The 24,841-nt window shown below is 59.8% G+C and carries 28 protein-coding genes and 1 tRNA gene; 25 read left to right on the forward strand and 4 right to left on the reverse strand.

The window, feature by feature from the left end:
• The first annotated feature begins 53 nt into the window (after nt 1–53).
• From I2G20_RS11435 to I2G20_RS11450, 4 genes are all read left to right on the forward strand, one after another.
• The gene (locus tag I2G20_RS11435; RefSeq protein ID WP_196259852.1) at nt 54–518 is read left to right on the forward strand and encodes an urease accessory protein UreE; all 465 of its coding nucleotides are present in this window, start codon (nt 54–56) and stop codon (nt 516–518) included.
• Complete coding sequence (locus I2G20_RS11440; RefSeq protein ID WP_343070334.1) at nt 484–1,191, forward strand: urease accessory protein UreF; 708 nt, start codon at nt 484–486, stop codon at nt 1,189–1,191. The genes I2G20_RS11435 and I2G20_RS11440 overlap by 35 nt, the downstream gene beginning before the upstream one ends.
• Nucleotides 1,188–1,820 (forward strand): urease accessory protein UreG, encoded by a 633-nt coding sequence (gene ureG, locus I2G20_RS11445; RefSeq protein ID WP_196259853.1) that lies wholly within the window; start codon nt 1,188–1,190, stop codon nt 1,818–1,820. Before I2G20_RS11440 ends, ureG begins: the two co-directional genes overlap by 4 nt.
• Before the next feature lie 68 nt (nt 1,821–1,888).
• Nucleotides 1,889–2,332: a GNAT family N-acetyltransferase gene (locus tag I2G20_RS11450; RefSeq protein ID WP_196259854.1), complete on the forward strand. Its 444-nt coding sequence runs from the start codon at nt 1,889–1,891 to the stop codon at nt 2,330–2,332.
• A gap of 4 nt (nt 2,333–2,336) precedes the next feature.
• Here the strand turns inward: I2G20_RS11450 and I2G20_RS11455 are convergent, their stop codons facing one another.
• The gene (locus tag I2G20_RS11455; RefSeq protein WP_196259855.1) at nt 2,337–2,618 is read right to left on the reverse strand and encodes a DUF1127 domain-containing protein; all 282 of its coding nucleotides are present in this window, start codon (nt 2,616–2,618) and stop codon (nt 2,337–2,339) included.
• A gap of 266 nt (nt 2,619–2,884) precedes the next feature.
• Here I2G20_RS11455 and I2G20_RS11460 point away from each other — a divergent pair, with 266 nt between their 5' ends.
• Entirely contained in the window at nt 2,885–3,355 is a 471-nt protein-coding gene (locus tag I2G20_RS11460; RefSeq protein ID WP_196259856.1) for an MmcB family DNA repair protein, read from the forward strand.
• 5 nt (nt 3,356–3,360) lie between these two features.
• Here the strand turns inward: I2G20_RS11460 and I2G20_RS11465 are convergent, their stop codons facing one another.
• A complete protein-coding gene (locus I2G20_RS11465; protein ID WP_196259857.1) occupies nt 3,361–3,777 on the reverse strand; it encodes an META domain-containing protein in 417 nt (138 codons plus the stop codon).
• A gap of 240 nt (nt 3,778–4,017) precedes the next feature.
• Between I2G20_RS11465 and I2G20_RS11470 the strand changes: the two genes are divergently transcribed.
• The 14 genes from I2G20_RS11470 to I2G20_RS11535 all read left to right on the forward strand — a co-directional run bounded on the left by I2G20_RS11470 (nt 4,018) and on the right by I2G20_RS11535 (nt 18,198).
• Entirely contained in the window at nt 4,018–4,923 is a 906-nt protein-coding gene (locus tag I2G20_RS11470) for a ribokinase (protein WP_196259858.1), read from the forward strand.
• Nucleotides 4,920–6,119, forward strand: coding sequence for a class I SAM-dependent RNA methyltransferase (locus tag I2G20_RS11475; protein WP_196259859.1), 1,200 nt, complete (start codon nt 4,920–4,922; stop codon nt 6,117–6,119). The genes I2G20_RS11470 and I2G20_RS11475 overlap by 4 nt, the downstream gene beginning before the upstream one ends.
• A 325-nt stretch (nt 6,120–6,444) precedes the next feature.
• Nucleotides 6,445–7,764, forward strand: a complete 1,320-nt coding sequence (gene ugpB / locus I2G20_RS11480; protein WP_196259860.1) for a sn-glycerol-3-phosphate ABC transporter substrate-binding protein UgpB — start codon at nt 6,445–6,447, stop codon at nt 7,762–7,764.
• Between the two features lie 97 nt (nt 7,765–7,861).
• A complete protein-coding gene (gene ugpA / locus I2G20_RS11485) occupies nt 7,862–8,746 on the forward strand; it encodes a sn-glycerol-3-phosphate ABC transporter permease UgpA (RefSeq protein ID WP_196259861.1) in 885 nt (294 codons plus the stop codon).
• A 12-nt stretch (nt 8,747–8,758) separates the two neighbouring features.
• On the forward strand, nt 8,759–9,607 hold the full coding sequence (ugpE, locus tag I2G20_RS11490) for a sn-glycerol-3-phosphate ABC transporter permease UgpE (RefSeq protein ID WP_196259862.1): 849 nt from the start codon (nt 8,759–8,761) through the stop codon (nt 9,605–9,607).
• Between the two features lie 5 nt (nt 9,608–9,612).
• Complete coding sequence (gene ugpC / locus I2G20_RS11495) at nt 9,613–10,668, forward strand: sn-glycerol-3-phosphate ABC transporter ATP-binding protein UgpC (protein ID WP_196259863.1); 1,056 nt, start codon at nt 9,613–9,615, stop codon at nt 10,666–10,668.
• A 67-nt stretch (nt 10,669–10,735) separates the two neighbouring features.
• Entirely contained in the window at nt 10,736–11,368 is a 633-nt protein-coding gene (locus tag I2G20_RS11500; protein ID WP_196259864.1) for a DUF4893 domain-containing protein, read from the forward strand.
• Nucleotides 11,369–11,856: 488 nt separating this feature from the next.
• Nucleotides 11,857–12,363, forward strand: coding sequence for a ubiquinone anaerobic biosynthesis accessory factor UbiT (ubiT, locus tag I2G20_RS11505; RefSeq protein WP_196259865.1), 507 nt, complete (start codon nt 11,857–11,859; stop codon nt 12,361–12,363).
• The gene (gene ubiU, locus I2G20_RS11510) at nt 12,354–13,331 is read left to right on the forward strand and encodes a ubiquinone anaerobic biosynthesis protein UbiU (protein WP_196259866.1); all 978 of its coding nucleotides are present in this window, start codon (nt 12,354–12,356) and stop codon (nt 13,329–13,331) included. The genes ubiT and ubiU overlap by 10 nt, the downstream gene beginning before the upstream one ends.
• Complete coding sequence (ubiV, locus tag I2G20_RS11515) at nt 13,328–14,236, forward strand: ubiquinone anaerobic biosynthesis protein UbiV (protein WP_196259867.1); 909 nt, start codon at nt 13,328–13,330, stop codon at nt 14,234–14,236. Before ubiU ends, ubiV begins: the two co-directional genes overlap by 4 nt.
• A gap of 284 nt (nt 14,237–14,520) precedes the next feature.
• Entirely contained in the window at nt 14,521–14,793 is a 273-nt protein-coding gene (locus I2G20_RS11520; protein ID WP_281389696.1) for a DUF6455 family protein, read from the forward strand.
• 359 nt (nt 14,794–15,152) lie between these two features.
• Nucleotides 15,153–16,190 carry a glycine betaine ABC transporter substrate-binding protein gene (locus I2G20_RS11525; RefSeq protein WP_196259869.1) on the forward strand — a complete coding sequence of 346 codons (1,038 nt, stop codon included), beginning with the start codon at nt 15,153–15,155 and terminating at the stop codon, nt 16,188–16,190.
• An 89-nt stretch (nt 16,191–16,279) separates the two neighbouring features.
• On the forward strand, nt 16,280–17,149 hold the full coding sequence (locus tag I2G20_RS11530; protein ID WP_196259870.1) for an ABC transporter permease: 870 nt from the start codon (nt 16,280–16,282) through the stop codon (nt 17,147–17,149).
• Nucleotides 17,149–18,198, forward strand: a complete 1,050-nt coding sequence (locus I2G20_RS11535; protein ID WP_196259871.1) for a quaternary amine ABC transporter ATP-binding protein — start codon at nt 17,149–17,151, stop codon at nt 18,196–18,198. Before I2G20_RS11530 ends, I2G20_RS11535 begins: the two co-directional genes overlap by 1 nt.
• A gap of 8 nt (nt 18,199–18,206) precedes the next feature.
• Here I2G20_RS11535 and I2G20_RS11540 read toward each other — a convergent pair whose 3' ends face one another.
• Both I2G20_RS11540 and I2G20_RS11545 read right to left on the reverse strand, forming a co-directional pair.
• Nucleotides 18,207–18,389 (reverse strand): hypothetical protein, encoded by a 183-nt coding sequence (locus I2G20_RS11540; RefSeq protein WP_196259872.1) that lies wholly within the window; start codon nt 18,387–18,389, stop codon nt 18,207–18,209.
• 80 nt (nt 18,390–18,469) lie between these two features.
• Nucleotides 18,470–18,543 (reverse strand) — tRNA-Gly (locus tag I2G20_RS11545).
• 409 nt (nt 18,544–18,952) lie between these two features.
• Here I2G20_RS11545 and glpD point away from each other — a divergent pair.
• The 6 genes from glpD to I2G20_RS11575 all read left to right on the forward strand — a co-directional run bounded on the left by glpD (nt 18,953) and on the right by I2G20_RS11575 (nt 24,773).
• Nucleotides 18,953–20,518 carry a glycerol-3-phosphate dehydrogenase gene (gene glpD / locus I2G20_RS11550; RefSeq protein WP_196259873.1) on the forward strand — a complete coding sequence of 522 codons (1,566 nt, stop codon included), beginning with the start codon at nt 18,953–18,955 and terminating at the stop codon, nt 20,516–20,518.
• Entirely contained in the window at nt 20,505–21,584 is a 1,080-nt protein-coding gene (locus tag I2G20_RS11555) for an ABC transporter ATP-binding protein (protein WP_196259874.1), read from the forward strand. Before glpD ends, I2G20_RS11555 begins: the two co-directional genes overlap by 14 nt.
• Nucleotides 21,585–21,607: 23 nt before the next feature.
• Nucleotides 21,608–22,678, forward strand: a complete 1,071-nt coding sequence (locus tag I2G20_RS11560; protein ID WP_196259875.1) for an ABC transporter ATP-binding protein — start codon at nt 21,608–21,610, stop codon at nt 22,676–22,678.
• Nucleotides 22,679–22,681: 3 nt separating this feature from the next.
• A complete protein-coding gene (locus I2G20_RS11565; RefSeq protein WP_196259876.1) occupies nt 22,682–23,548 on the forward strand; it encodes a carbohydrate ABC transporter permease in 867 nt (288 codons plus the stop codon).
• 112 nt (nt 23,549–23,660) lie between these two features.
• Nucleotides 23,661–24,479, forward strand: a complete 819-nt coding sequence (locus I2G20_RS11570; RefSeq protein ID WP_196260089.1) for a carbohydrate ABC transporter permease — start codon at nt 23,661–23,663, stop codon at nt 24,477–24,479.
• A 12-nt stretch (nt 24,480–24,491) separates the two neighbouring features.
• Entirely contained in the window at nt 24,492–24,773 is a 282-nt protein-coding gene (locus I2G20_RS11575; protein WP_196259877.1) for a DUF2160 domain-containing protein, read from the forward strand.
• The last annotated feature ends 68 nt before the right edge of the window (nt 24,774–24,841 follow it).

Consider the following 24,841-nt stretch of genomic DNA (forward strand, 5'->3'; position numbering starts at 1 on the left):
TGGCACGCTTCGTGCATCGGCACAACGGACATTGGATCAGTCGGGGGAAGAAGATGCGTGTGGTAGGACACGATCACAAGGGACATAATCGCGGAACGCCGTTCGATGTGGCCGTACTCGCCCATGACGAGCGGGTTTTGCGCCGCAAGCTCATAACGCTCCGGAATGGCCATGAGGTTCTCGTGGATCTCCCCCACACAGTCGCCTTCGAAACCGGCGATGTGCTTGTGCTCGAAGATGGCCGGGTCGTTGAAATCGTCGCCGGTGAAGAGGCCCTTTATGAGGTGAGAGCGCGCGACGCCCAGCACCTGGCCGAACTCATCTGGCATATCGGCAACCGCCACCTGCCCTGTCAGATCGAAGCGCAAGGCGGCCGCCTTCTGATCGGGCGCGACCACGTAATCAGGCAGATGCTGGAAGGCCTGGGCGCCTTTGTTCGCGACGTTATCGAACCCTTCTCTCCGGTCCGGGGCGCCTATAGCGGTGACGGTCATCATCATCACCATCATCATGGCTGAGCACGACCGGCTTTTGCGGCTGTTCACATGGCTTTCGCCGGCCTTTCCCATCGGGGGTTTCGCCTATAGCCAAGGGCTCGAAACCGCGATTGCAGACGGGCGGATCGCTGACGCGCCAACATTGGTCCATTGGCTCGAAGGCCAGCTTCACCTCGGCTTCATCCGCGCCGATGCCTATTTTCTTGCCATCGCTGCCCGCGCCGTGAGCAGCGTTGACGCGCAAGCTTTCGCCGAAACTGCAGAGCTGGCGCTTGCACTTCAGGTTACCGCCGAACGCCATCTCGAAACATGCGAACAGGCGCGTTCGTTTCTTTTCGCTGCCGCAGCCTGGCCGGTAGAAACACCCCCCTGGCTTGATGCCGCGCTGTCCAAGCCGGTTGCGCTGCCCATCGCCTTTGGCGCGCTGGTGTCTGCGCATGGGATCGGGACACGCGCCGCAGTGCTCGGATTCATCAATGCCGCGATCGGCCAGCAGATATCCGTTGCCGTCCGGCTCGTCCCGCTCGGCCAGACCCAGGGGCTCGCCGTCCAGGCGCAGCTGGAACCGAGGGTTACAGCACTTGCCGATGACGCTGCCGTCGCGAGTCTCGAGGATATTGGCGGTATCGCCTACGGCTCCGATATTGCCGGGATGCGGCATGAAGATCTCAACGTAAGGATATTCCGCTCATGAGCACATCCAATGGTCCGCTTCGCGTCGGCATCGGTGGTCCGGTCGGCTCGGGCAAGACAACCCTCACCGAAAAGCTGTGCAAGGCCTTACGCGAGCAGTATTCGATCGGCGTCGTCACCAACGATATCTATACAAAGGAAGACGCGCTGATGCTGGCGCGGCTTCAGGCGCTGCCTGAGGAGCGTATCGTGGGGGTGGAAACCGGCGGCTGCCCGCACACCGCGATCCGGGAGGATGCATCCATCAATCTGCGTGCCATCGCCGAGCTCGGTAGCCGCATCCCCGATCTCGATATCGTTTTCATCGAATCTGGCGGGGACAATCTGGCCGCGACCTTCTCGCCCGACCTTGCGGACCTGACGCTCTATGTCATCTCGGTCTGCCAGGGCGAGGAAATCCCGCGTAAGGGCGGCCCGGGTATCACGCGCTCAGACCTTCTCGTCATCAACAAGGCCGACCTCGCGCCTTATGTCGAAGTCGATCTCGATGTGATGAATACCGACGCCGCACGGATGCGGGGGGGCAAACCCCACGTTTTCACCGACCTCAAGCGTTCCAAGGGCGTCGAGGAGATCGTCGCCTTTCTCGAAAAACATGGCGGGCTCGCACGGCGGAAAACCGTGGCCTGATTCCGGCAACGTTTGAGCCCCGTTTCGGCTTCTGCTATCGTTTGTCCATTATGGCCGAACCGATCCAAATGCGCAGAGACCTGTCGGCGGATTTTCCGGAGCCGTCCTGGCCCGAGGGCGTAGTGCCGGTGCTGTTTTCCGAAACGATGGCTCCAGAACTCCATACGCTTCTGACGGCTGCCTATTGCAAGGGCGAAGGCGACGTGTCCGATTTTGAAACGTGGTGGCATGCGACCCGTACGGATCCCGAATACGACGCTGAGTTGATGCTGGTCGCGCAAGGGCCGAATGGCGCACTGGTTGGTCTCGCCCATTGCTGGAACTCGGCATTTCTCAAGGATTTCGCCGTCCTACCCGGCTGGCGCCGGCAGGGGATTGGCGAGGCTCTTCTCTTGCGGTCTTTTGAAGCCTGCCGCAATCGCTACCGTACGGCGATCGATCTCAAGGTTAAGCCGGATAACCTCGCGGCCATCCGGCTTTACAGGCGCGTAGGTTTTGTGCCGCTCGACTGAGCGCTCAGCAGGCGGCAAATCGAGTGCACCCATCCACAGAGGGTTCCTGGGGCCGTTGGGCTTTCCCTTTTGGCCATAGCGCCCTCTCGTCGTCGGGCCGGGCGCCGCCCAAGTTGTAGATGCTGACCAAGGCTTCTTCCCGGGCGGCTTGGGCGGCGACAGTCGCCAGATCGGCGTCGGTCAGTCCGAGATCTTCTTGAAGTCGCGGGTCGAGTTTTCCAAGTGTGCGAAGCGTATGGCGGTAACGCCGCCATTGGCGGAATGCGGCAAGCGCTGCATAGAGCATTGTGGTAATCCTTTTCTTGCGGAGCAGCATGGCGTCTCAAAGACAGCCATTTCTGCAATACGTTTCCGGATCGTTTGAGAAGAGCTACGGTCCGGATGAACAAGAATTGCGCATATCCAAGGGGCTGCGCTACGGAAACAAACGCAATATTCTTTTCAGGAATGAAAAACATTCGCCGCGCGACAGACCGCTTCAACCGCGATCACAGGCGTCCCGGCTCAGGTCACGTATTTGCAGGCAAGCGCCTGCGAGCGTAAACTGGCGTAATGAGCCAGTACGATTCCAACGAGCCACTACTTGTCGATGGCCGCCAGTCGCCCACGGCCCTGGGTGTGCAGCGCGGCGTGATGCGGTTCTTGCGCTCGGTCCACGATATGGCGTGCTACGCCGAAGTGCCGCTCGTCAACGGGCGACGGGCAGACGTTCTCGCGGTCGGCGCTAGGGGAGAAATCTGGATTGTCGAGATCAAGTCGAGCCTCATCGACTACCGCGTCGATGCCAAATGGCCGAACTACAAGGATTTCTGCGACCGCTTCTTTTTCTGCAAGCCGCCTGAACTCGACCCCGGGATATTCCCATTTGAGGAGGGGCTGATGGTCGCGGACGGGCATGGCGGGGACATTTTACGCCCCGCCCCCCTCGATACGCTTGCCCCTGCCCGCCGCAAGGCAATGATGCTCAAGCTGGCCCGGCTGGGGGCCGACCGGGTCCATACGCTCATGGACCCCGGTCTCTAAGGCGCTTATTGCGCCGAAAGAGTGGCCAGTTCCCTGTCGTCCGCATCGAGCAGCGTCAGGGTTCCGTCTTCGAGCACGTACCGGGTCGCCGCGCTGAGCGCTTCAAAGAAGGCGCGCTCTTGTTCCATTGCCGGATCGTCGCAAGCCATCATGGTCGAAAAGACCTCCGTGATCGCGATCCCGCTTTGGCCTGTCAGGGCCAGCGAGCCGCCATAGACATTGCATCCGCCTTCGCCACCCACTGCGCCTTCGTCGATGTTGAGCGTTGTCGTCACCCCATCGCTCACCGCCGAGTCGCCCAAGGCGACAAGGCGCCAACTGGTACCATCGAGAGAGCCGCCCTGCCCCCCGGCAAACGCCGTGGCCCCCAAGGCAAGTGCCGCAAATACCGAAATCGTCAAAATGCCCATGCGATACGCCATCTCAATGTCCTTTCATGAAATTTGAAATGCTGAACCCGCCTTTTAGTGCTCGCCCCCTGAACCCGCGCTGAATACTGTTGGTTCCCCCACCTTCCTGAAGACATGAATTGCGACGCTTCCAGCCAGGCAGCCGAATGCCATGCGCCACGCCGGGCGCCACCTTGATCGCCACGTCCGATTTCCGTTGAACGGGCGTCACGCTCTCTGGCAAAAGGGGTTCTGGTATCTGGAGGAAGCTGAATGATCGTCGTTTACGGGTCCATCAATATCGACGTTGTCGGACACGCGCCCACGCTCATGCGACCGGGCGAAACGGTCATGGGTACGACGCTCGAATTTGCGCCGGGAGGCAAGGGAGCCAATCAGGCACTCGCGGCGTGCCGTGCCGGCGGCGAGGTGAGGATGGTCGGCTGCGTGGGGCAGGATGATTTTGCCAACCGAGCCCTTGCGCTGTTGAGCGAAGCGGAAATCGACCTTTCCTTCGTCCGCGTCATGGACCGGCATACCGGCACGGCGCTGATCGTCGTCGACGATGCGGGCGAGAACATGATCACCGTGCTCCCGGGTGCCAATTCGCGCCTCACCTGCACTGCGCTCGAACAGGCCGGGCTCCAGTCCGGCGACTGGCTGCTCCTTCAGCTTGAAACGCCGCTCGACGGCGTGCTCGCGGCAGCCCGTTATGCGCGCCGACAAGGAGCAAGGACAGTGCTTAACCTTGCTCCCTTCATGGCTTTCCCGGCACCACTGCTCGACGAGATCGATATTCTCGTCGTCAACGAAACCGAACTCGAAGGCGTGCTCGACATGCTCGGCGCCCCGGCTCTTGACCGCGGATCGTCCGTTCGCTGGCTGGCCGAACGGCTGGATGTCACCGTGGTCGCAACCCTCGGCGCGGAGGGCGCCCTGGCTGTGTCGGAAAGCGAAGCGATTCACGTGCCCGCGATCAAAATAACCCCCCTCGACACCGTGGGAGCGGGCGATACTTTTGTGGGTTATCTCGCGGCCGGACTTGCTGGCGGACTTGATATCAGGTCTTCGCTCAATCGCGCTTCGGCCGCAGCCGGCCTTGCCTGCCTCAAATCGGGGGCACAGAATTCCATCCCTGAACATTTCGAGGTGGACGACTGGCTGGCCCGATTGGCATGACCCCTGCGCAAACGCTAGAAATCATCGGGCTTGGCCATCGGGGCGAGGGAATAGCGTATGTCGAGGGGGCGCCGGTGTTCGTGCCCCATACGCTGGCGGGCGAGACCATTATCGCCGAGGTCAGCGGCAATCGCGGACGCCTTCTCGACATTGTTGAACCTTCTCCGGACCGCGTCGCTCCGTTCTGCCCCCATTTCGGTCGTTGCGGGGGCTGCCAGCTCCAGCATATGGCGCCCTCTTCATATGGCGCTTTCAAGCGTGACCTCGTGGTGTCAGCGCTCGCCCATGCAGGGGTCGAAGCGGACGTTGCTGAACCGGTGATCGCTCACGGCACCGGGCGCCGCCGCGTGACGCTCCACGCGACAAGGCATGGTGCGGGCTTCATGGGCCTGCGCAGCCACGACATCCACCCGATTGAAGCCTGTCCGATCCTCGTGCCCGCCCTTGTCAAGGCGCCCGAGATCGCTGCGAGGATCGCGGCGCTTCTCGGTCCCTGCGATGTCGCCTTCACGGTGGCCGATACCGGCCTCGACGTCGCAATCAAGGGCAAGGGTTTAAAGCCATCCGCCGCCATTGCCGAACTTGCACGCCGCTACGATATTGCGCGCGTATCGCTCAACGGGGAACCACTCTATTCGGTTCGCGCGCCCTTGCTCGCCCTCGGCAAGGCCGGCGTCGCTCTCCCGGTTGCGGGTTTCCTGCAGGCAACCGCCGCAGCTGAAGCCGAACTCGCCACGCGCGTTACCGATGCCGCCCGAGGGCTCAAATCCATGGCCGACCTTTTCTCCGGCATTGGCCCCTTCGCCTTGCGTCTTGCACAAATCGCACCTGTTTTTGCTGCCGACAGCGACAAGGCGGCAATCGATGCGCTGGCCAAGGCGGTACGCACAACGACCGGCCTCAAACCGTTGTCCGCGGAATGCCGCGATCTCTTCCGCGAACCGCTGACACCGTTTGAACTCAACCGGTTCGATTGCGTCGTCCTCGATCCGCCGCGTGCGGGGGCGAAAGCCCAGGTGCTGGAGCTGGCAAAGGCAAAGGTCAAACGCGTCATTTATGTCGCGTGCGATCCCCAGAGTTTCGGCCGAGACGCTGCGATCCTCGTCGCTGCCGGATACCGCATCGGAACGGTCACCCCGGTCGACCAGTTCGCCTTTTCGGCCCATATCGAACTTCTTGCCGTTTTCGACCGTTGAAATCCAAGTGCGTTTTTCACAGACGGCCGCTTTGATTTCGCACACGTGTGCAAAGTCGTTGCCAAGGGCGGATCGGGTTGTCACAATGGCGTCATGGTAGACGCAAAAATGCGCTGCCATCGGCATACGAGCCGGCCGGGGAGGATGTTGAAGCGACTGGAGGGCGCAGTACGGCGGGCATGGAGTCCGGCAGGTTTTCAACCGTCATACAATTGTCATCCAAATGTCACCCGTGGTTTATCACCACGGTCTAGGCATCCCTCCCGACGGCGTGTTGCCGCCTGGCCCCTGCGGCCAGCGTTTTAACAATGATCGGGAGACTATCATGCTGAAATCTCTTTTGGCCTCAGGTGTCGCGCTGGCGGCACTCTCGGCCGGCGCGGCCCAGGCCCAGACCGAAATCCAGTGGTGGCACGCCATGGGCGGCGAACTGGGGCAGAAGCTCGAGGCCGTTGCCGAAGCTTTCAATGAAACCCAGGGCGATTACCGCATCGTGCCTGTGTACCGCGGTACCTATCCGGAGACCCTGACCGCGGCAATCGCGGCATTCCGCGCCAACGAACAGCCAGCGATCGTACAGGTCTTTGAAGTCGGCACCGGCACCATGATGGCTGCCCAAGGCGCCGTCTACCCGGTCTACCAGCTCATGGCCGATCACGATAAGCCCTTCGATCCTGCCGATTATCTCTCCTCGGTGGTGGGCTATTATTCTGACACCGAAGGCAACATTCTGTCGCTGCCCTTCAACTCGTCCACCCCGATCATGTACTACAACAAGGAAATCTTTGAAGCTGCCGGTCTCGACCCCGAGACACCTCCGGCCACCTGGGCCGAAATGGAAGCAGCGATGAACCAGATCGTTGAAAGCGGCGCCGCACCGTGCGGGCTGACCACAGCCTGGATTTCCTGGATCCACACCGAAAACTTCTCGGCACTTCACAACTCCCCCATCGGCACCCTGGAAAACGGCTTTGGCGGCCTCGGCACCGAGTTCACGCTCAACAACGAAATCGTCGCCCGCCACTGGGACAATTTCAAGCGCTGGCAGGATGAAGGTCTTTATCGCTACGGCGGTCCGGTAGGCGGACCCGATGCCCAGCCCATGTTCTTTGCCGGCGAGTGCGGCATCTTCATGAACTCCTCGGCCGGCCGTGCCGCGGTCGTCGCCAACACCGATTTCGAAGTCGGTTTCGCTCCGCTTCCCTATTACGACGACATCGTCGACAGCCCGATGAACTCGATCATCGGCGGCGCAACCCTGTGGGTTCTCCAGGGGCGTCCGGCCGAAGAATATCAGGGTGTCGCCGAGTTCTTTGCCTATCTCAGCCAAGCCGATGTCCAGGCCTCCTGGCATCAGGATACGGGCTATCTCCCGATCACCAACGCCGCTTATGACCTTGGCGTCGAGCAGGGCTACTATGAAGCCAATCCGGGTTCGGACGTTTCCATCCTGCAAATGACCCGCGTTGAACCCAATGAAAATTCCAAGGGCCTGCGCTTTGGGTCCTACACCCAGATCCGTACGATGATCGACGAAGAGTTCGAAGCCGTGCTCTCTGGCGACAAGACCGGCATCGAAGCGCTCAACTCGCTGGTTGAACGCGGCAATGCGCTCCTGCGTGAATTTGAAGCTGCAAACAGCTAAACGCTGATCAACCAAAGGGGCCCGCGTCCGGCTGACGATGCGGGTCCCCTATCCGTTTTACGGACAATAAGAACAACGAGACTAATTGCGGGGCGTCATGCAGACCAAGCGCACGATCTTTTCCAACAAGGGGCTGCCATATCTGCTGCTGGCGCCGCAATTGGCAATCACCATCGTCTTTTTCATCTGGCCGGCAGCGCAGGCGGTAAAGTCGAGCTTCGAGCGCGAAGATCCCTTCGGTCTACGCACGAGCTTTGTCTGGTTCCAGAACTACACACGGCTGTTCACCGACCCCAACTACCTCAATTCCTTCGGTCGTACGCTGATCTTTGCCGTTTCGGTTACCTTTCTGGCGATGGCCATTGCCCTTCTGCTGGCCGCTGCCGTCAACCGTCTGATCCGATCCTCCAATGTCTACACAACCCTGCTGGTCTGGCCGTATGCGGTCGCGCCGGTTGTGGCCGGTATCCTGTGGTGGTTCATGTTCAACCCCTCGATCGGGATTCTGCCTTATGCGCTCGGCCAGTTCGGGATCACCTGGAACCACCGCACCAGCGGCACCGACGCGATGATCCTCGTCATCATCGCGGCGACTTGGAAGCAGATTTCCTACAACTTCCTGTTCTTTCTCGCCGGCATGCAGTCGATCCCCAATTCGCTCACCGAAGCTGCGGCGATCGACGGAGCGGGGCCGTTCAAGCGGTTCTGGACCATCGTCTTTCCGCTGCTCTCGCCGACGACCTTCTTTCTCATGATCATCAACATCAACTATGCCATGTTCGATACCTTCGGCATCATCGACGGCACGACCTCGGGCGGCCCCAATCAGGCGACCAATATTCTGGTCTACAAGGTCTATGACGACGGCTTTTTGGGATTGAACATCGGGTCATCGGCCGCCCAGTCGGTCATTCTCATGCTCATCGTCATCGCGCTCGTGTTCGTGCAGTTCCGCTTCATCGAGCGGCGCGTGCAGTATTGAGGAGAGTGACCCATGGTTGAAAATCGTCCCTTCCTCAATGTCCTGACCCATCTGGTTCTGATCCTCGGGGTCGCCGTTGTCGTCTTTCCGGTCTATGTGGCCTTCATTGCCTCAACCCAGGCACCGGGAACCTTCTTCCGCGGCGTGACCCCACTGTTGCCGGGCCCGGCGATGGTCGAGAACTATGCCCACATGCTGACCGAGGGCATGTCGACCTCCGGCGCACCGCCGCTTTGGCTGATGCTGATCAATTCCACCTGGATGGCCATCATCATCACTGGGGGCAAGATCGCTATTTCGATCATTTCGGCCTACGCCATCGTCTATTTCAAGTTTCCCTTTCGGACTCTGGCCTTCTGGATCATCTTCGTGACGCTGATGCTGCCGGTCGAAGTGCGCATCATTCCCACCTTCGCGGTTGTCTCTAACCTGGGACTGCTCAACTCCTATGTCGGTCTCACGCTGCCGCTGATCGCGTCAGCGACAGCCACATTCCTGTTCCGTCAGTTTTTCCTGACCATTCCGGACGAATTGATGGAGGCGGCGCGAGTCGATGGGGCAGGACCAATCAAGTTCTTCAAGGACATCCTGCTTCCGCTGTCGCGCACCAATATCGCCGCACTCTCGGTCATCATGTTCATCTATGGCTGGGTGCAGTATCTGTGGCCGCTGCTCGTGACCACCGACAGCCGCTATTATACCATCGTCATGGGCATCAAGCGCATGGCCGCCTATGCCGACCAACAGCCGCAATGGCATCTCGTCATGGCCGCCGTAATCCTTGCCATGCTCCCTCCTGTCCTCGTCGTCATCTTCATGCAGCGCCTGTTCGTCAAAGGCCTTGTTGAAACGGAGAAATAAGAACAATGGCAAGAATAGAGATTTCCGGCGTCTCCAAGGTCTATCCCGGTAATGTCGAGGCCATCAAAGACCTCAGTCTCTCGATCAATGACGGTGAGCTTGTCGTGCTCGTCGGGCCGTCGGGCTGTGGGAAATCGACGCTGCTGCGCATGATCGCGGGGCTGGAGACCATTACCGGCGGCACGATCAGCATCGGGGAAACAGTGGTGAACAAGCTCGAGCCTGCCGAGCGCGATATCGCCATGGTGTTCCAGAACTACGCGCTCTATCCGCATATGAGCGTGCGCGGAAACCTCGAATACGGCCTCAAAAACCGCGGCACGCAGCGCGCAGAGATCGACAAGCGCGTGGCCGATGCCGCCCGCATTCTCGAGATCGAGGCCTTTCTCGATCGCAAGCCGCGCCAGCTTTCCGGTGGTCAGCGTCAGCGCGTCGCCATGGGTCGGGCCATCGTGCGCCAGCCCAAGGCGTTCCTGTTCGACGAACCGCTATCGAACCTCGATGCCAAGCTGCGCGCCCATATGCGGGTCGAAATCCGCCGCCTGCAGCGCGCATTGGGCACGACCTCGGTCTATGTCACCCATGACCAGCTCGAAGCCATGACGCTGGCCGACAAGCTCGTGGTGATGAATGGCGGGGTGATCGAGCAGGTAGGCAAGCCGCTCGACGTCTATTCCGATCCCCAATCGCTTTTCGTCGCCGCCTTCATGGGGTCGCCGGGGATGAATCTCATCGATATCGAAAGCCTGCGTGCAATCGGCGCCGATCTGCCCGGCTCGATCCCGACAGCGACCGGAACCGTTGGCGTCCGGCCCGAAGACATCGTACTCGAAAAGCCCGCAGGACCGCATCTGACGATCGCTGCGACCCTCGACGCGGTCGAACTGGTGGGGTCCGAGAGCCTCGTTTACGCCAACGCCAAAGGAATTGAAAAGGATATCATCCTGAGGAGTTCCGGCATTCATCGCGGCAATCCGGGCGACGTGCTGGCGCTTCATATTCCCCATTCCGCGCTCCATAGCTTTGCGCGCGAGTCGGGCCGCAAGGTTGCGGCTGCCTGACACGGCTACGCCTTTCGTGCTAAGGACTTCCGCATTCCGGTGGTATCGACGTGTGGAGGTCCATGCGATGAAGTGGTTGATGGCGGTAGCTTTGGTGGCGCTTGCGGGTTTTTCGGCGAGCGTTGCCGCCGAGGACGCCGATTCCTCCCCTTACTTCAAGACGCTGTACAAATCCCTGCCCGAAGGCAGCTATGAGGCGCTGGACGGTTGGGAGGAAGCGCTGCGCGACCACCTCAAGATGATGCTTGAGGAACATGGCGACGCCGAAAACAGGGCGGGTGCCGAGGCTATACTGGAACTGGCCGATGCGCCCCGGATCGATATGGAAAGCGACGACGAGTTGATCGGGAACTGGCGGGTACGCAGCCTGCAAACCGACGCTCTCGGTGCTTACGTTTATTCCTGGTTTCCGGCTCGCATCTACCAGGAAGGCCAGGCGCTGGTCTTTGATAAGAATTCGGGTAGCCAGCGCCATCGCGGATTGATGGCCCGCGCCAGTGCCGGCACGGTCTTTTTCGCAGGCGCGCTCTATTATGGTTATCAAGAGCCACGCCTGCACAGCGTCCACATGGCCCCGGAGGCTAATGCCGATCCCGAAATGGACGCCACTGCCCTCATCTACAAACTCGCACCCGAGCGTTATCTGATGGTGTTCGATTACGCACCCAGCTATTTCCGCTTCTACGAAATCGCGAAATAGCTTCCTTGCGAGTCAAATCGCCTCGCAATTGACCGCTCTCGTGCCCCGGCGATCCACGGTCGGCCCCCGAAAGCCACTGTATGTATTTGCCATCTAGGCCGCGACGCTACCGACGGCATTTGGCGGACTCGGCTCGGTTCTTACCCTAGCTCTCGGCGCGCGACGAGGTCAGGATGAACGTTGCGGGCAATCCAGAACAACGCTTTGCCCAGAAATAAGTCAGGCCGTCCACACTAGAGCAGCGATAGCGTGAAAGATTGCGACCATCACCACTACGGCAGGGTCCTTGGTTCGCAGCGCAGTAGCGCCTGCCCCCTGCCCGTCGACGAGCAAGGGGCCGAATTACAGGGTGACCAACCACCGGTACCGCCGGGCCGAACTGCAAGCAAAGCAAAAGCGACAAGCCAGGAGTTGTCCTTGACCTATCTCAAATACAACCGTGGTGAGGCCCCTTAATGTCGGGCAACATCTTCAGCCCGGTAGTCAGCATGTCCCTTCCTGCTCCACTTGCTCAGGCACTGGCAATGGTGCCCGCCCGATTGGCAGCTCCCGCCGCCGATTGGGCCTTCAACGCCGTGCTCGGCCGACACCCGCTTCTGCTGGACAGGATGGGGAAACACGCCTCAGCGAGCTTTCTCATCAAACCAACAGATCTCCCCCACGGCTTCCTTTTGCACCCCGACAAGCATCAGATTTCGGTCGTCAAGGGCCGTAAGATGCCCAAGGCCGACGTGACGATAAGCGGTCCCATTCTCACCCTGCTGGCATTGCTCGAAGGCAGGCTCGACGGGGATGCCGCGTTCTTTTCCCGCAAACTGTCCATTGAAGGCGACACTGAAGCCGTCCTCGCCTTGCGCAATGCGATTGACGATGCGGCCCTCGACCTGCCCACTGAACTTTCAGCGCAAACAGGCCCTTTTGCCCCGGCGATCAAGCGACTGCTTGAGCGCATCCGCAGCAAGGCCCTTGGCAAGGAGGGCGGTGCATGGAACTGATCTGCCCCGCCGGAACGCCTTCGGCCTACAGGGACGCCGTCGATGCCTGCGCCGATGCTATCTATTGCGGATTCCGCGACGAGACTAACGCCCGCAACTTTCCCGGTCTCAATTTCTCGCGCCGGGAAATGGCCGACGCAATCGCCTACGGGCGGCACCGAGGCGTCAAGACGCTGGTGGCCATCAATACGTTCATGCGCGCAGGAGAGGAAGGCCTCTGGTACCGGGCAGTGGACGACGCAGTGGAATTCGGAGCCAGCGCTGTCATTCTCGCCGATTTGGGTCTCATGGCCTATACGGCCTCTGCGCACCCCGATCAGCGACTGCACGTTTCGGTGCAAGCTGCCGCGACCAATGCCGAAGCCATCGCGTTTCTTGCGGCCGCGTTCGGCGCCCGCCGGGTCGTCCTGCCGCGCGTCCTGACCCTCAACGAAGTGGCGGCTATAGCGAGCACGGTTTCATGCGAGGTCGAGGTCTTCGTCTTCGGGGGATTGTGTGTCATGGCGGAAGGCCGATGCTCGCTCTCATCCTATGCCACGGGCCAATCCCCTAACATGCATGGCGTGTGCTCGCCCGCGAGCCATGTACGCTACCGGGAGGATGGCACCCACATGGTGTCCGAGCTCGGCGGCTACACCATCAATCGTTTTTCCCGCGATGAGCCGGTCGGCTATCCCACGCTGTGCAAGGGCCGTTTCAACATCGGCGATGCCAATGGATACGCGTTCGAAGACCCAGTGAGCCTCGACATCCTAAAGGAAATCGACGTTCTTCGCAAAGCCGGGGTAAAGGCCCTGAAGATCGAAGGCCGCCAGCGCGGGCGAGCCTATGTCGCAAGCGTGGTTTCCACCATCCGCAAAGCCCTGGCCGCTCCGCCAGAAGCCGTTGCGGACGTGACGGCCGGTCTTAGGGAATTCAGCGAAGGCCAGAAGACGACCAGCGGTGCTTACAAAAAGAGATGGCGATGAATACTCGGGCGATGAACATAACCCTCGGCCCCGTTCCCTATCTCTGGGCGGTGGACGAGTGGCGCGATTTCTATTTCAGGATCGCCGACGAAGCCCCGGCCGATACCGTCACAGTTGGCGAATTTGTCTGCTCCAAGCGCCTGCATTTTTTCGATTCCATGCTCGATCAAGTGATCAGCCGGCTCGAACGCGGCGGCAAGAAAGTTCATCTCGCCGGTCTGGGGTTGTTGACCCTTGAACGCGAGCATCGCGCCCAACGCCGCCTGATTGGGGGGCACGACCAGATCGTCGAGGTCTCCGACCTCTCGACGCTGATGCAGGTGAAAGGGCGCCCCCACGCCATCGGCCCGCTGGTCAACATCTACAACGTCGCTACCACGCATCTATTTGCCGCCAATGGGGCGATCTCGATTTGCCTGCCGCCTGAATTGCCTATGCGCTCGGTCGAAATTATCGCTGCAGATTTTCCGGATCTGACGATCGAGGTTCTCGCCTTCGGGCGCACCCCGCTCGCCATTTCCGCGCGCTGTGCCCACGCTCGCGCCAAAGGCAATACCAAGGACAACTGCCAGTTCGTCTGCGGCGAGGAGCCCGACGGGCTGGTCGTCCAAACCCTCGACCGTCAGCCCTTCCTGGTTCTCAACGGCGTCCAGACCATGTCCTACACCTGCCATGTGGTTCTGGCTGAACTGCCTACACTTGCCGCAGCGGGGGTCAGAAGTATCCGTCTCTCACCCCAGCGTTGTGACATGGTGGCCGTCGCCCGGACCTATCGCGCCCTGCTCGACGGCGCGTTGGAGGCCGGCGCCGCACGAGAAGAACTGGCCACGATCTATCCCGGCGTCCCGTTCTCCAACGGGTTCATTCACGGCATTGCCGGTGCGGAGTGGGTCGATGCCGCCTGATCGAACGCCCAGCAGGACAGCTATGCCTATATCGGTTGCTACAAGGGATCGCCCATCGGCTTTCCGACATGATCGGCATCGATCCCGGCTGGCTTCCTCGGGCCGAGCTGCGCGAAGAGTCCATGATACAAGCATCTGAGTATGAGGACGGCTAGCCCGCCCAGGCCTATCTGACGTTCCCGGGCCAATGAAAGACCTTCGCGAACAGCGGGGGAATTGATCTACCTCAAAGAGTGCGCCGACGTAGAGGGTTAAGGTACCCAGAGTTTATCTGGAGGCTGGCTATGTTCGATTTTCCGAGACTTGATCGCAGTATGGAGCAAATGAACCGCATGTTGTCCGCCAATCGGCGAGACGTTGCGGGGGCATTCATCGCGGGGACCCTCAGCGGCGATCAGTTCCGCAGCGCCGCCTTCCGGTGCATGGGCTGCGGCCACAAGGCCGCATGCGATCAATGGCTTTCGAACCACGAAGATCTACCGACACCGATGCCGCCCGCCTATTGCCGCAACCGGGAAACGATCCTCTCGATGCCCCTGCAGGCATCCGACCTCTAGAAAAAGCCGCTCATGCGGCGCCCGGCAAGTTAAAGCGCACGTGCGGAGACCTGTCCCAGGCCCAGGCGAAGGACACGAACGCGTCGACATTGGGCTATGCGACGCGATCCCCGTCATATAGGTCAAAAACGGCTAGCATGCAGAATTGTCGCAGTTAGTTTTTGTCAACAAAATGGCACGGCCGTCATTTGCAGGATCAAATCATTAATGAATTAAATCTTTCGATGTAAAAATGGCTTCCCTATATCTTAGGTCTGTATTTGTATTTATGGAGAATAACGACAAGTAGATCGAAATTTGACATGCTTGCCTCATATTGCTAGCGTCCGACCACCTTAAACATTGTTGGAGGCATGAATATGCTTTTTAAATCCGGTGGCGTTGCCGCCGCGATGGGTGTTGTCGCGCTCTCAGGGACGCTTTTTGCGGCCACATCCATACCGGCTCTCGCGCAGGAGACGACGTGCGGAACAGACCGTAACATCGATATTGCCGAAATGACCTGGCCGTCTGCCGCTGCTCTGGCACACATCCATGCGATCATTCTCGGGGAGGGCTTTGGCTGCAATGTTGAGATCGTGACCGGCGACACGGTGCCGACTTCGGCCTCCATGCTCACACGCGGCACGCCTGCTGTGGCGCCCGAACTCTGGACCAGTACCATTGAGGATGCCTGGGCTGAAGGCATCGAAGATGGTCTTGTGGTGCAGCTAGCGGACGCCATCACCGACGGCACTATCGAGGGTTGGTTCATCCCCCGCTATATGCAGGAAGAGCACCCCGAGCTAACGACCGCCGAGGCGGTTATCGCGCGGCCCGACCTCTTCCCCGATCAGGAAAACCCTGAGCTGGGTCGACTCTATTCTTGCCCTCCGGGCTGGGCATGCGAGCTGTCGACGACAGCGCTTTTTGAAGCCTATGACATGGAAAGCCAGGGCTGGACATTGTTCTCGCCGGGTTCCGGGGGTGCACTCGATGCCTCGATTGCGCGCGCATTCACCCGCGAAGAGCCGATCCTTTTTTACTATTGGGGGCCGACCTCCATCCTCGGCCAGTATGACGCCGTTCAGCTCGATCTGGGCGAGGTCGACATGGCGATCTATGCCTGCAACACCAATACCGATTGTACCGATCCGGCGGGCATCACAGCCTATCCGTCATCGCCGGCGGTGATCGGTGCAGCCGCATGGGTGCCTGAGGAAGCGCCTGAAGTCGCCGAATATCTCGCCAAGGCAGGCCTGACCAACAACCAGATCAGCGGGCTGCTGGTCTATGGCGAAGAGAACATGGCCGGCGCTGCCGAAACGGCTGAGAACTTCCTCCTCACCGAACAGGATCTCTGGACCTCCTGGGTTCCGGCCGATGTTGCCGAGCGCGTTCTGGACAGCCTCAGCTGAGCCAGGCCGTCAGGCATATCTGGTTTTGCGACCGGGCCACGCGCCCGGTCGCATTTTTCCATTTTCGGCCAATCGCGTGAGGGATGGCGATGTTTCCCCAACTGTTTGATACTAGGCCCATGCGCAGGTCTGTGGATGAGGCTCTCAATTGGGTCGTCCGCAACTGGGGCGGTGAACTCGAGGCGGCGGCGTTTCCACTCTTGATGCTTCTTAGTTCCATCGAGCGCCTGTTGATTGCCATTCCATGGTGGGCAGTCATCGGCATTCTCGTGGGTTTGGCCTGGCTGGCCACGCGCACCTGGAAACTGCCCTTAATTGTCTTTGTGTCGCTCATGTTTTTGGGCGTGATGGAGCTGTGGCGCGATGCCATGGTGACCACCGCGTTGATGCTGACCGCGACGCTTACGGCGATTGTCATATCCATCCCTGTCGGGGTGTGGATGTCGCGGTCAACCCGCGTTCGCCAGATCGTCACCCCCGTGCTCGATCTCATGCAGACCATGCCGAGTTTCGTTTATCTCATTCCGACTGTCATGATATTCGGACCCGGCAAGATTCCGGCATTGTTGGCAACCATCGTTTATGCGTCGCCCCCTTTGATGCGACTCACCGATCTTGGTCTGCGCAATGTCGATCCCGCAGTTATGGAGGCGAGCCGCGCCTTTGGCGACACCCCGACCCAACGCCTTTTCGGCGTGCAGATACCTCTCGCACTGCCCACCATTCTCGCAGGGGTCAACCAGACCACCATGATGGCGCTCGCCATGGTCGTTATCGCTTCAATGATCGGGGCAGGCGGGCTTGGTTATCAGGTGCTTCAGGGCATCGGCAGACTTGAAGTCTCACGCGGCCTTTTTGCGGGTCTCGGGATTGTTGTTCTGGCCATCGTTTTTGACCGTATCACGCAAGCCTATGGCAAACGTCTCCAGGCGCGCTTCGGACTGTCGGAGGTACGCTGATGGACGTTTTGGGAAATACCGATCTCGCCATCGCCATGAGGGGTGTCACAAAAATCTTTGGCCCCGATCCGCAATCGGCTTTGGCGCTTATGCGCAAGGGAAAATCCAAGGATGAGGTACAGGCCGAAACCGGCCACGTCGTCGGTCTCGACGATGTCACCCTTGATGTCGAAAAGGGACAGATTTTCGTGGTCATGGGCCTTTCGGGGTCGGGAAAATCAACCCTTATCCGCCACGTCAACCGCCTGATTGATCCAACCTCCGGCGAGATCGTCGTTGATGGCGCCGATGTCACCCAGATGAGCCTTGATCAGTTGCGGACATTCAGGCGTACGCAGATCGCAATGGTATTCCAGAAATTCGGCCTGTTGCCGCATCGTTCGGTGCTCGACAATGTCGCCTATGGTCTTGAAATCCGGGGCATAAAGAAAGCCGAGCGACTGGAAAAGGCTGCGCACTGGATCCACGTCGTCGGCCTTTCGGGCTACGAAAAAGTACGACCCCGTCAGCTCTCCGGTGGCCAGCAGCAGCGGGTTGGTCTGGCCCGCGCGTTGGCGATGGACACCGAAATCCTCTTGATGGATGAGGCCTTTTCCGCGCTCGACCCGCTCATCCGTTCGGGGATGCAGGATCAGTTGATCGAACTGCAATCTTCCCTCAACAAGACCATCCTCTTCATCACCCATGATTTCGATGAAGCGCTCAAGATCGGCAACCGCATTGCGGTGCTCAAGGACGGCGCTGTCCAGCAGGTCGGCAAACCCGAGGAAATCGTGCTCCACCCTGCCAATGAACACATTGAGGAGTTCGTCCGCGATGTGAACAAGGCACGGGCCATCCATGTCCGCACCATTATGGACCGCACCAATCTCGAACCATGCGAATTGATGGTGCCCGAAGACGCGCGTTGCGAGGATGTGCTGCCGCTATTTGCGGAACATAAATGGGTTGGCGTCGCCAATGCCGAGGGCAAGCAGATCGGCCAGATCACCGCAAAGCAGGTGATTACCGCGCTGGCACGCTACTCGCCCGACGTTCCCACTCAATAGTTGGCATTTCAGGCGAGCGTCGCCGCCTCGACAACGATGCGATAGTTGTCATCGCCCTTGAGCGTCCGCCCACATGCGGTGTTGATATCGCACATCGCGATCACCTCCACCTCCGAGGTAATCCCGTGCTCGCCGCAGAAGTCTGGCATTTCCTTGGCCTCCGGCACGCCGTTGATCGATGAACGCGACATTGATCGGCGCTTGCACACCAGAAAAGCGCCGGAGCGCACCTGGGCTGCAGGGAAACCTAAGGACGGACGAGAGCAAGGGATGGAGCGGGTGAAGGGAATCGAACCCTCGTCGTAAGCTTGGGAAGCTTCTGCTCTACCATTGAGCTACACCCGCATAATGGGACCTGCGTTGTCCAGCATCGCCCCTGCTTTCAGGGCAAGGACAGCTGCTGAGAAGCTTCTAGCGCCTTATGATTCGAGGGGCAAGTGGGATTGCATCTGGGTCGAAAGTGCGACGAAGCCGCGGGCACGGTTTGGCGAAAGCCCATCCACCGCAATGGCATTAAAATGCCCCCTACGCCCTGTCGGCTGCAAGATCCAATTCGAAAAAAGGCGGGCGGAGAGCCTTGGGATTGGCGTCGCTCCGCCAACCGCATGGGGTTCGGCCTAGCTTTGGCCGGGCCATCGCAATGTTTGCGGTTCGCTTCGCGTTGATAAGCGGTTGACACGCGACTGGTTTCGATAGAAGTTCGCTTTGCTTTCGTTTTAATAAGAACAGAATTCGAAAGCGAGGGAGAGTCTTCGTGCCTGAAGAGCAATACGACATATTCGTCGTTGGAGGCGGCATCAATGGCTGCGGCATCGCGCGCGATGCGGCGGGACGCGGCTTCTCGGTGTTCCTGGCCGAGATGCACGATCTGGCCAGCGGGACGTCATCAGGCTCAACCAAGCTGGTTCATGGTGGCCTGCGCTATCTTGAGCACTACGAATTCAGGTTGGTGCGCGAGGCGCTCAAGGAGCGCGAAGTGCTCTGGGCCATGGCGCCGCACATCATCTGGCCGCTCCGGTTCATCCTGCCACACCACAAGGGCCTCCGGCCTGCATGGCTGCTGCGGCTCGGACTCTTTATCTATGATAATCTCGGCGGCCGGAAGCTCCTGCCGGCCACGAGGGTTCGCGATCTCCGATCGGACAGCATCGGCAGCGTCCTTAAACCCGGATACGGCAAAGCGTTCGAATATTCCGATTGCTGGGTGGACGACGCCCGCCTCGTTGTCCTCAATGCGCAGGATGCGGCGGCCAGGGGAGCTGAAATCCGCACGCGCACGCGCGTCGTTTCCGCCCGACGCGAGAACGAACTGTGGGTCGTCACGATCGCCGATGACGCGTCGGGCGAAACCGGGACGGTGACGGCAAGGATGCTGGTCAACGCTGCCGGGCCATGGGTCTCGGAGGTCTTGACCGGTTCGATCGGCTCAAACGAAACGCACAAGGTCCGCCTGGTCAAAGGCAGCCATATCGTAGTCAACAGGCTCTACGACGACGCGCGATGCTTCTTTTTTCAGAATAGCGATGGCCGCATCTTCTTTGCCATTCCCTACGAAACTGATTTTACGCTTATCGGCACCACGGATGAAGACTTCGAGGGCGACCCCCAGGGCGTGGCAATTTCCGATAGCGAAATCGACTATCTCGTCGCCGCAGCCAGCTCTTATTTCGCCGCTCCCATAACGCGCGACGATATCGTATGGACCTATTCCGGCGTTCGCCCGCTCTACGACGATGGGGCCCCCAAAGCGCAGGAGGCGACGCGGGATTATGTTCTCAAGCGTTCGGGCGGCGGTGGCACGGCTGCGCTTCTCACCGTAATCGGCGGAAAGATCACGACCTATCGCCGGCTGGCGGAAGCCGCTCTCGAACACATCGAAGCCGCGCTCGGTAAACGCGGAAAGCGATGGACGGCCGCTTCCCGCTTGCCGGGTGGCGATTTCGGAACTCAGGAGGTTGAGGCCCAGGTCGCCGCTCTCGCCACAGCCTACCCTTTTCTGAACGCCGGTCATGCCGCCGCATTGTTACGCCGCTACGGCACGCTGACCAGGACCATCCTGGGCGAGGCAGAGGCATATGCGGACTTGGGGGATCATTTCGGTGCGGGACTTTACGCCGCCGAAGTCCGCTATCTTGTCGAGCGGGAGTGGGCGCGGTCAGCCGAGGATATCCTCTGGCGGCGGACCAAGCTGGGACTGCGGTCCAGCGTGATAGACGGAAAGAAGTTGGAGATGTTTATCGCCGAACTGTGCAGGGAGCGGGATACCGCCGACGGGCGGGGGCGCTCGGGAGGGGAGGATATAAAGCATGCTCGAGCTTAGGAACGTCTCGAAAACTGTCGGGGCGGAAACCCATATCGATGCTGTTGATCTGACCCTTGAACATGGAAGCCTCAACGTGCTTCTAGGCCCGACGCTTTCCGGCAAGACAACGCTCATGCGCATCATGGCTGGGCTCGAGCGGCCGACGTCGGGAAGCGTATGGTTCGATGGCGCCGATGTTACCGGCATTGCCCCGCAGCGGCGAAACGTGGCCATGGTCCATCAGCAGTTCATCAACTACCCCTCGATGAGCGTTTACGAAAACATCGCCTCCCCGCTCCGCCTTGCCGGGCTGGACCGAAAGACGATCGATGCCAAGGTGCGCAAGGCCGCGGATCTGATGAAACTGACTCCCATGCTCGACCGGTTGCCGCTCAATCTCTCTGGCGGGCAGCAGCAGCGCACGGCGCTCGCGCGCGCAATCGTAAAAGATGCAGCACTTGTGCTGCTCGATGAGCCCCTTGCCAACCTTGACTACAAGTTGCGCGAGGAACTGCGCGCCGAACTGCCGCGCATCTTTGCCGAGGCGGGATCGATCTTCGTTTACGCAACGACCGAGCCTTCCGAAGCCTTGCTCCTGGGCGGCAACACGGCAACCCTTTCTCAGGGGCGGGTTACACAATTCGGACCAACCATCGAGGTGTTCCGGCGCCCGAACGATCTTCTGACGGCCCAGACTTTTGCCGATCCGCCCCTCAATACGATCTTGCTGGACAAGAAAGGGAACAGGTTCCTCCTGGATGGTGGGGTTGGACTCCCGGTTCCCGTCGAAGCGACCTCCGCGCCCGACGGGTCCTATACGATCGGGTTTCAACCTCACCATCTTTCCCTCGCACCGGCAGGACCCGATGCAGTCGGGGTCACGGCCCGGGTGACCATAACCGAGATCACCGGGTCGGAAAGCTTTGTCCACCTCGCTTACGGCGATGCAGCCTGGGTCATGCTAACCCCGGGAATCCATACCTTTGAAGTCGATGAGACCATAGAGGTGTTCATCGATCCACGGCATCTCATGGTGTTCGATCCCGCAGGCCGGGCGGTCCATAGTCCGCCGCTGGCGGCATAAGGCCGGAGAGGGAGGAAACCACAATGGCCAAAATCGATCTTTCGCACATCAAGCATTCCTACCTGCCCTATCCCAGCCGGGACGAAGATTTCGCGCTCAAGGAAGTGGATCATAGCTGGGAAGATGGCGGCGCCTATGCGCTTCTGGGACCGTCGGGCTGCGGCAAGACTACGCTCCTCAATATCATTTCGGGACTGCTCAATCCCTCGCATGGCTCGATTCTGTTCGATGGACACGACGTAACCCATTTGTCGACCCAGGAACGCAACATCGCGCAGGTGTTCCAGTTCCCGGTCATCTACGACACCATGACCGTCTACGACAATCTGGCATTTCCCCTGCGCAATCGCGGTGTGCCTGAAGCGGACGTTGATCGCTCGGTCAGAACCATTCTCGAAATGATCGATCTCTCCGACTGGGCCAAGCGCAAAGCCCGTCGGCTCACGGCCGACCAGAAGCAGAAGATATCGCTGGGACGCGGCCTGGTGCGCTCCGACGTCAACGCGATCCTCTTTGACGAACCGCTCACGGTGATCGATCCGCATATGAAGTGGCTGCTGCGCAGCCAACTCAAGCAGCTTCACCGCCAGTTCGGCTATACGATGGTCTACGTCACCCACGACCAGACCGAGGCGCTCACCTTCGCTGATACGGTTGTGGTGATGTACGAGGGCGAGATCGTCCAGATCGGCAAGCCTGACGAACTCTTCGAAAGACCCAGCCACACCTTTGTCGGCTATTTCATCGGGTCGCCGGGAATGAACGTCATGCCGATCGAGCTCGATGGCGCCAATGCGCGCATCGGATCGGCGACCGTTGCGCTGCCAGGCGGAGCCAATGTGGGTGCCGGCAAGACGATCGAACTCGGCGTGCGCCCTGAATATGTGCGCATCGGCCGCGAGGGGCTCCCTGTCGCCATCCGCAAGGTCGAGGATATCGGCAGGCACAAGATCGTGCGCGCCGAACTCGAGGGGGTGGAACTGGCAGCAATCGTGGGCGAGAACGAAGACATCCCCGCCGATCCCAGGATCCGCTTCGAGCCCAAAGGGATCAACCTTTACGCCGACAGCTGGCGTGTCGAGCTGGGGGCTTAGCCAATGGAAAAGACCTGGAACAATAAAGCCTGGTTTCTTGTCCTGCCGGTACTGCTGCTCGTGGGATTTTCCGCCGTCATACCCCTGATGACGGTGGTCAACTATTCGGTGCAGGACACGTTCGGCAACAATGTCTTTTTCTGGTCAGGCCTGACCTGGTTCGAACAGGTTCTCCATTCGCGCCGCTTCCATGAGGCGCTGCTCCGCAACCTCGCCTTCTCGTTCACGATCCTTGCGATCCAGATTCCGCTCGGCATCTTCATTGCGCTCAATATGCCGCGCAAAGGCATAGGCGTTCCGATCTGTCTCGTGTTAATGGCCTTGCCCTTGCTCATTCCGTGGAACGTCGTAGGGACGATCTGGCAGGTTTTCGGCCGCGTCGACATCGGACTGTTGGGCCGGACCCTCGCGGCAATGGGGATAAATTACAATTACGCCACCGATCCCGTAGCGGCATGGGTGACGGTGATCGTGATGGACGTCTGGCATTGGACGTCGCTCGTGGTGCTCCTGTGTTATGCCGGGCTGGTATCGATCCCGGACGCTTATTACCAGGCGGCAAAGATCGATGGCGCGTCGCGCTGGTCTGTTTTCCGATACATCCAGTTGCCCAAGATGCACCGCGTGCTGCTGATCGCCGTGCTGCTGCGCTTCATGGACAGCTTCATGATCTACACCGAGCCATTCGTGGTCACGGGCGGCGGGCCGGGCTCGACGACGACGTTTCTTTCGATCGACCTCGTCAAGATGGCCATCGGCCAGTTCGACCTCGGGCCCGCGGCGGCAATGTCGATCATCTATTTCCTCATCATCCTGCTCTTGAGCTGGGTTTTCTATACGGTGATGACAAACTATGACTCGGGGCGCTGACATGACCAATTCCACCCAACCGGGTATCCTCAAGGGTGAGGCCATGATGCGGACGCAACCGGCGGCTGCAGCGCCAAAGCGTGCGCCGTTCGACGAGGCACTGGCGCGCAAAATGCGGCGCCGAGGTCAGAAGTCCCGATATTCCTGGCTGGTGCCCACACTCTATATCATCTTCCTCATGTTGCCGATCTATTGGCTGGTCAACATGAGCTTCAAGACAAACCAGGAGATTCTGGGCAGCTTTACCCTGTTCCCCAGCAACCCCACATTGCGCAACTACATGGTGATCTTCACCGACTATTCCTGGTACTCGGGCTACATCAATTCGATCATTTATGTCGTGATGAACACGGTGATCTCGGTGGCCGTGGCACTTCCTGCGGCCTACGCATTCTCGCGCTACAGGTTCCTGGGCGACAAGCATCTGTTTTTCTGGCTTCTCACCAACCGAATGGCTCCCCCGGCCGTGTTCGCCTTGCCATTCCTGCAGCTCTATTCGGCGTTCGGCCTGGTCGACACCCATATTGCAGTGGCCCTGGCGCACTGTCTTTTCAACGTGCCCTTGGCCGTATGGATCCTCGAGGGCTTCATGTCGGGCGTTCCCAAGGAGATCGACGAGACCGCCTATATCGACGGCTATTCCTTCCCGAGATTCTTCGTCAAGATCTTCATGCCACTCATCTCCTCGGGCATCGGGGTGGCGGCATTCTTTTGCTTCATGTTCTCCTGGGTCGAACTCCTGATCGCGAGAACGCTGACGACGACTGCGGCCAAGCCGATTGCTTCGACCATGACCCGAACGGTCTCGGCCTCTGGCCTCGACTGGGGTGTACTGGCGGCGGCCGGCGTGCTCACCATCATCCCGGGCGCACTCGTCATCTACTTTGTCCGCAACTACATCGCCAAGGGCTTTGCCCTGGGCCGGGTATAGGAGGCAGACGCCATGAATTTTGCATGGATGGCCTGGACGTGGCCCACAGCAATTTTCTTCATCACGATTTTCGCGCTCATCGCTGCCATGGGGGTCTGGGAATATTTCCGGCCCGGCGGCGATCCGCGTGTCGGCATCCTGCGCTTTGAAACGACGCGAGGGGACAGGCTGTTCATCTCGCTTCTCGGAAGCTCATTCATCAACCTCGCATGGTTGGGTCTCGTTGACACCAACCTGTGGTGGTCTCTCGCTCTCAGTGTGGCCTACGCGATCCTCGTGTTTCGCTACGTCTAGAGCAGGGAGGAGCGGACGTGGTCAGACGCCCGCTCCCGATATCGCACTCGCAATCCAAAGGGAGGATT

The sequence above is a fragment of the Pelagibacterium limicola genome, assembly GCF_015694405.1.
Classification (GTDB): Bacteria; Pseudomonadota; Alphaproteobacteria; order Rhizobiales; family Devosiaceae; genus Pelagibacterium; species Pelagibacterium limicola.

Bases quoted from the DNA above. Each gene is read 5' to 3' on its own strand.
- I2G20_RS11460 (WP_196259856.1), top strand. From the start codon at position 2,885: ATGAGCCAGTACGATTCCAACGAGCCACTACTTGTCGATGGCCGCCAG.
- I2G20_RS11535 (WP_196259871.1), top strand. From the start codon at position 17,149: ATGGACGTTTTGGGAAATACCGATCTCGCCATCGCCATGAGGGGTGTC.
- I2G20_RS11560 (WP_196259875.1), top strand. From the start codon at position 21,608: ATGGCCAAAATCGATCTTTCGCACATCAAGCATTCCTACCTGCCCTAT.
- ugpC (WP_196259863.1), top strand. From the start codon at position 9,613: ATGGCAAGAATAGAGATTTCCGGCGTCTCCAAGGTCTATCCCGGTAAT.
- I2G20_RS11570 (WP_196260089.1), top strand. From the start codon at position 23,661: ATGCGGCGCCGAGGTCAGAAGTCCCGATATTCCTGGCTGGTGCCCACA.
- I2G20_RS11565 (WP_196259876.1), top strand. From the start codon at position 22,682: ATGGAAAAGACCTGGAACAATAAAGCCTGGTTTCTTGTCCTGCCGGTA.
- I2G20_RS11465 (WP_196259857.1), bottom strand. From the start codon at position 3,777: ATGGCGTATCGCATGGGCATTTTGACGATTTCGGTATTTGCGGCACTT.
- ureG (WP_196259853.1), top strand. From the start codon at position 1,188: ATGAGCACATCCAATGGTCCGCTTCGCGTCGGCATCGGTGGTCCGGTC.
- ugpA (WP_196259861.1), top strand. From the start codon at position 7,862: ATGCAGACCAAGCGCACGATCTTTTCCAACAAGGGGCTGCCATATCTG.
- I2G20_RS11530 (WP_196259870.1), top strand. From the start codon at position 16,280: ATGTTTCCCCAACTGTTTGATACTAGGCCCATGCGCAGGTCTGTGGAT.
- I2G20_RS11500 (WP_196259864.1), top strand. From the start codon at position 10,736: ATGAAGTGGTTGATGGCGGTAGCTTTGGTGGCGCTTGCGGGTTTTTCG.
- ubiU (WP_196259866.1), top strand. From the start codon at position 12,354: ATGGAACTGATCTGCCCCGCCGGAACGCCTTCGGCCTACAGGGACGCC.
- I2G20_RS11450 (WP_196259854.1), top strand. From the start codon at position 1,889: ATGCGCAGAGACCTGTCGGCGGATTTTCCGGAGCCGTCCTGGCCCGAG.
- ugpE (WP_196259862.1), top strand. From the start codon at position 8,759: ATGGTTGAAAATCGTCCCTTCCTCAATGTCCTGACCCATCTGGTTCTG.
- I2G20_RS11470 (WP_196259858.1), top strand. From the start codon at position 4,018: ATGATCGTCGTTTACGGGTCCATCAATATCGACGTTGTCGGACACGCG.
- I2G20_RS11525 (WP_196259869.1), top strand. From the start codon at position 15,153: ATGCTTTTTAAATCCGGTGGCGTTGCCGCCGCGATGGGTGTTGTCGCG.
- I2G20_RS11540 (WP_196259872.1), bottom strand. From the start codon at position 18,389: ATGTCGCGTTCATCGATCAACGGCGTGCCGGAGGCCAAGGAAATGCCA.
- ugpB (WP_196259860.1), top strand. From the start codon at position 6,445: ATGCTGAAATCTCTTTTGGCCTCAGGTGTCGCGCTGGCGGCACTCTCG.
- I2G20_RS11520 (WP_281389696.1), top strand. From the start codon at position 14,521: ATGTTCGATTTTCCGAGACTTGATCGCAGTATGGAGCAAATGAACCGC.
- I2G20_RS11435 (WP_196259852.1), top strand. From the start codon at position 54: ATGCGTGTGGTAGGACACGATCACAAGGGACATAATCGCGGAACGCCG.
- ubiV (WP_196259867.1), top strand. From the start codon at position 13,328: ATGAATACTCGGGCGATGAACATAACCCTCGGCCCCGTTCCCTATCTC.
- I2G20_RS11475 (WP_196259859.1), top strand. From the start codon at position 4,920: ATGACCCCTGCGCAAACGCTAGAAATCATCGGGCTTGGCCATCGGGGC.
- I2G20_RS11555 (WP_196259874.1), top strand. From the start codon at position 20,505: ATGCTCGAGCTTAGGAACGTCTCGAAAACTGTCGGGGCGGAAACCCAT.
- I2G20_RS11455 (WP_196259855.1), bottom strand. From the start codon at position 2,618: ATGCTCTATGCAGCGCTTGCCGCATTCCGCCAATGGCGGCGTTACCGC.
- I2G20_RS11575 (WP_196259877.1), top strand. From the start codon at position 24,492: ATGAATTTTGCATGGATGGCCTGGACGTGGCCCACAGCAATTTTCTTC.
- ubiT (WP_196259865.1), top strand. From the start codon at position 11,857: ATGTCCCTTCCTGCTCCACTTGCTCAGGCACTGGCAATGGTGCCCGCC.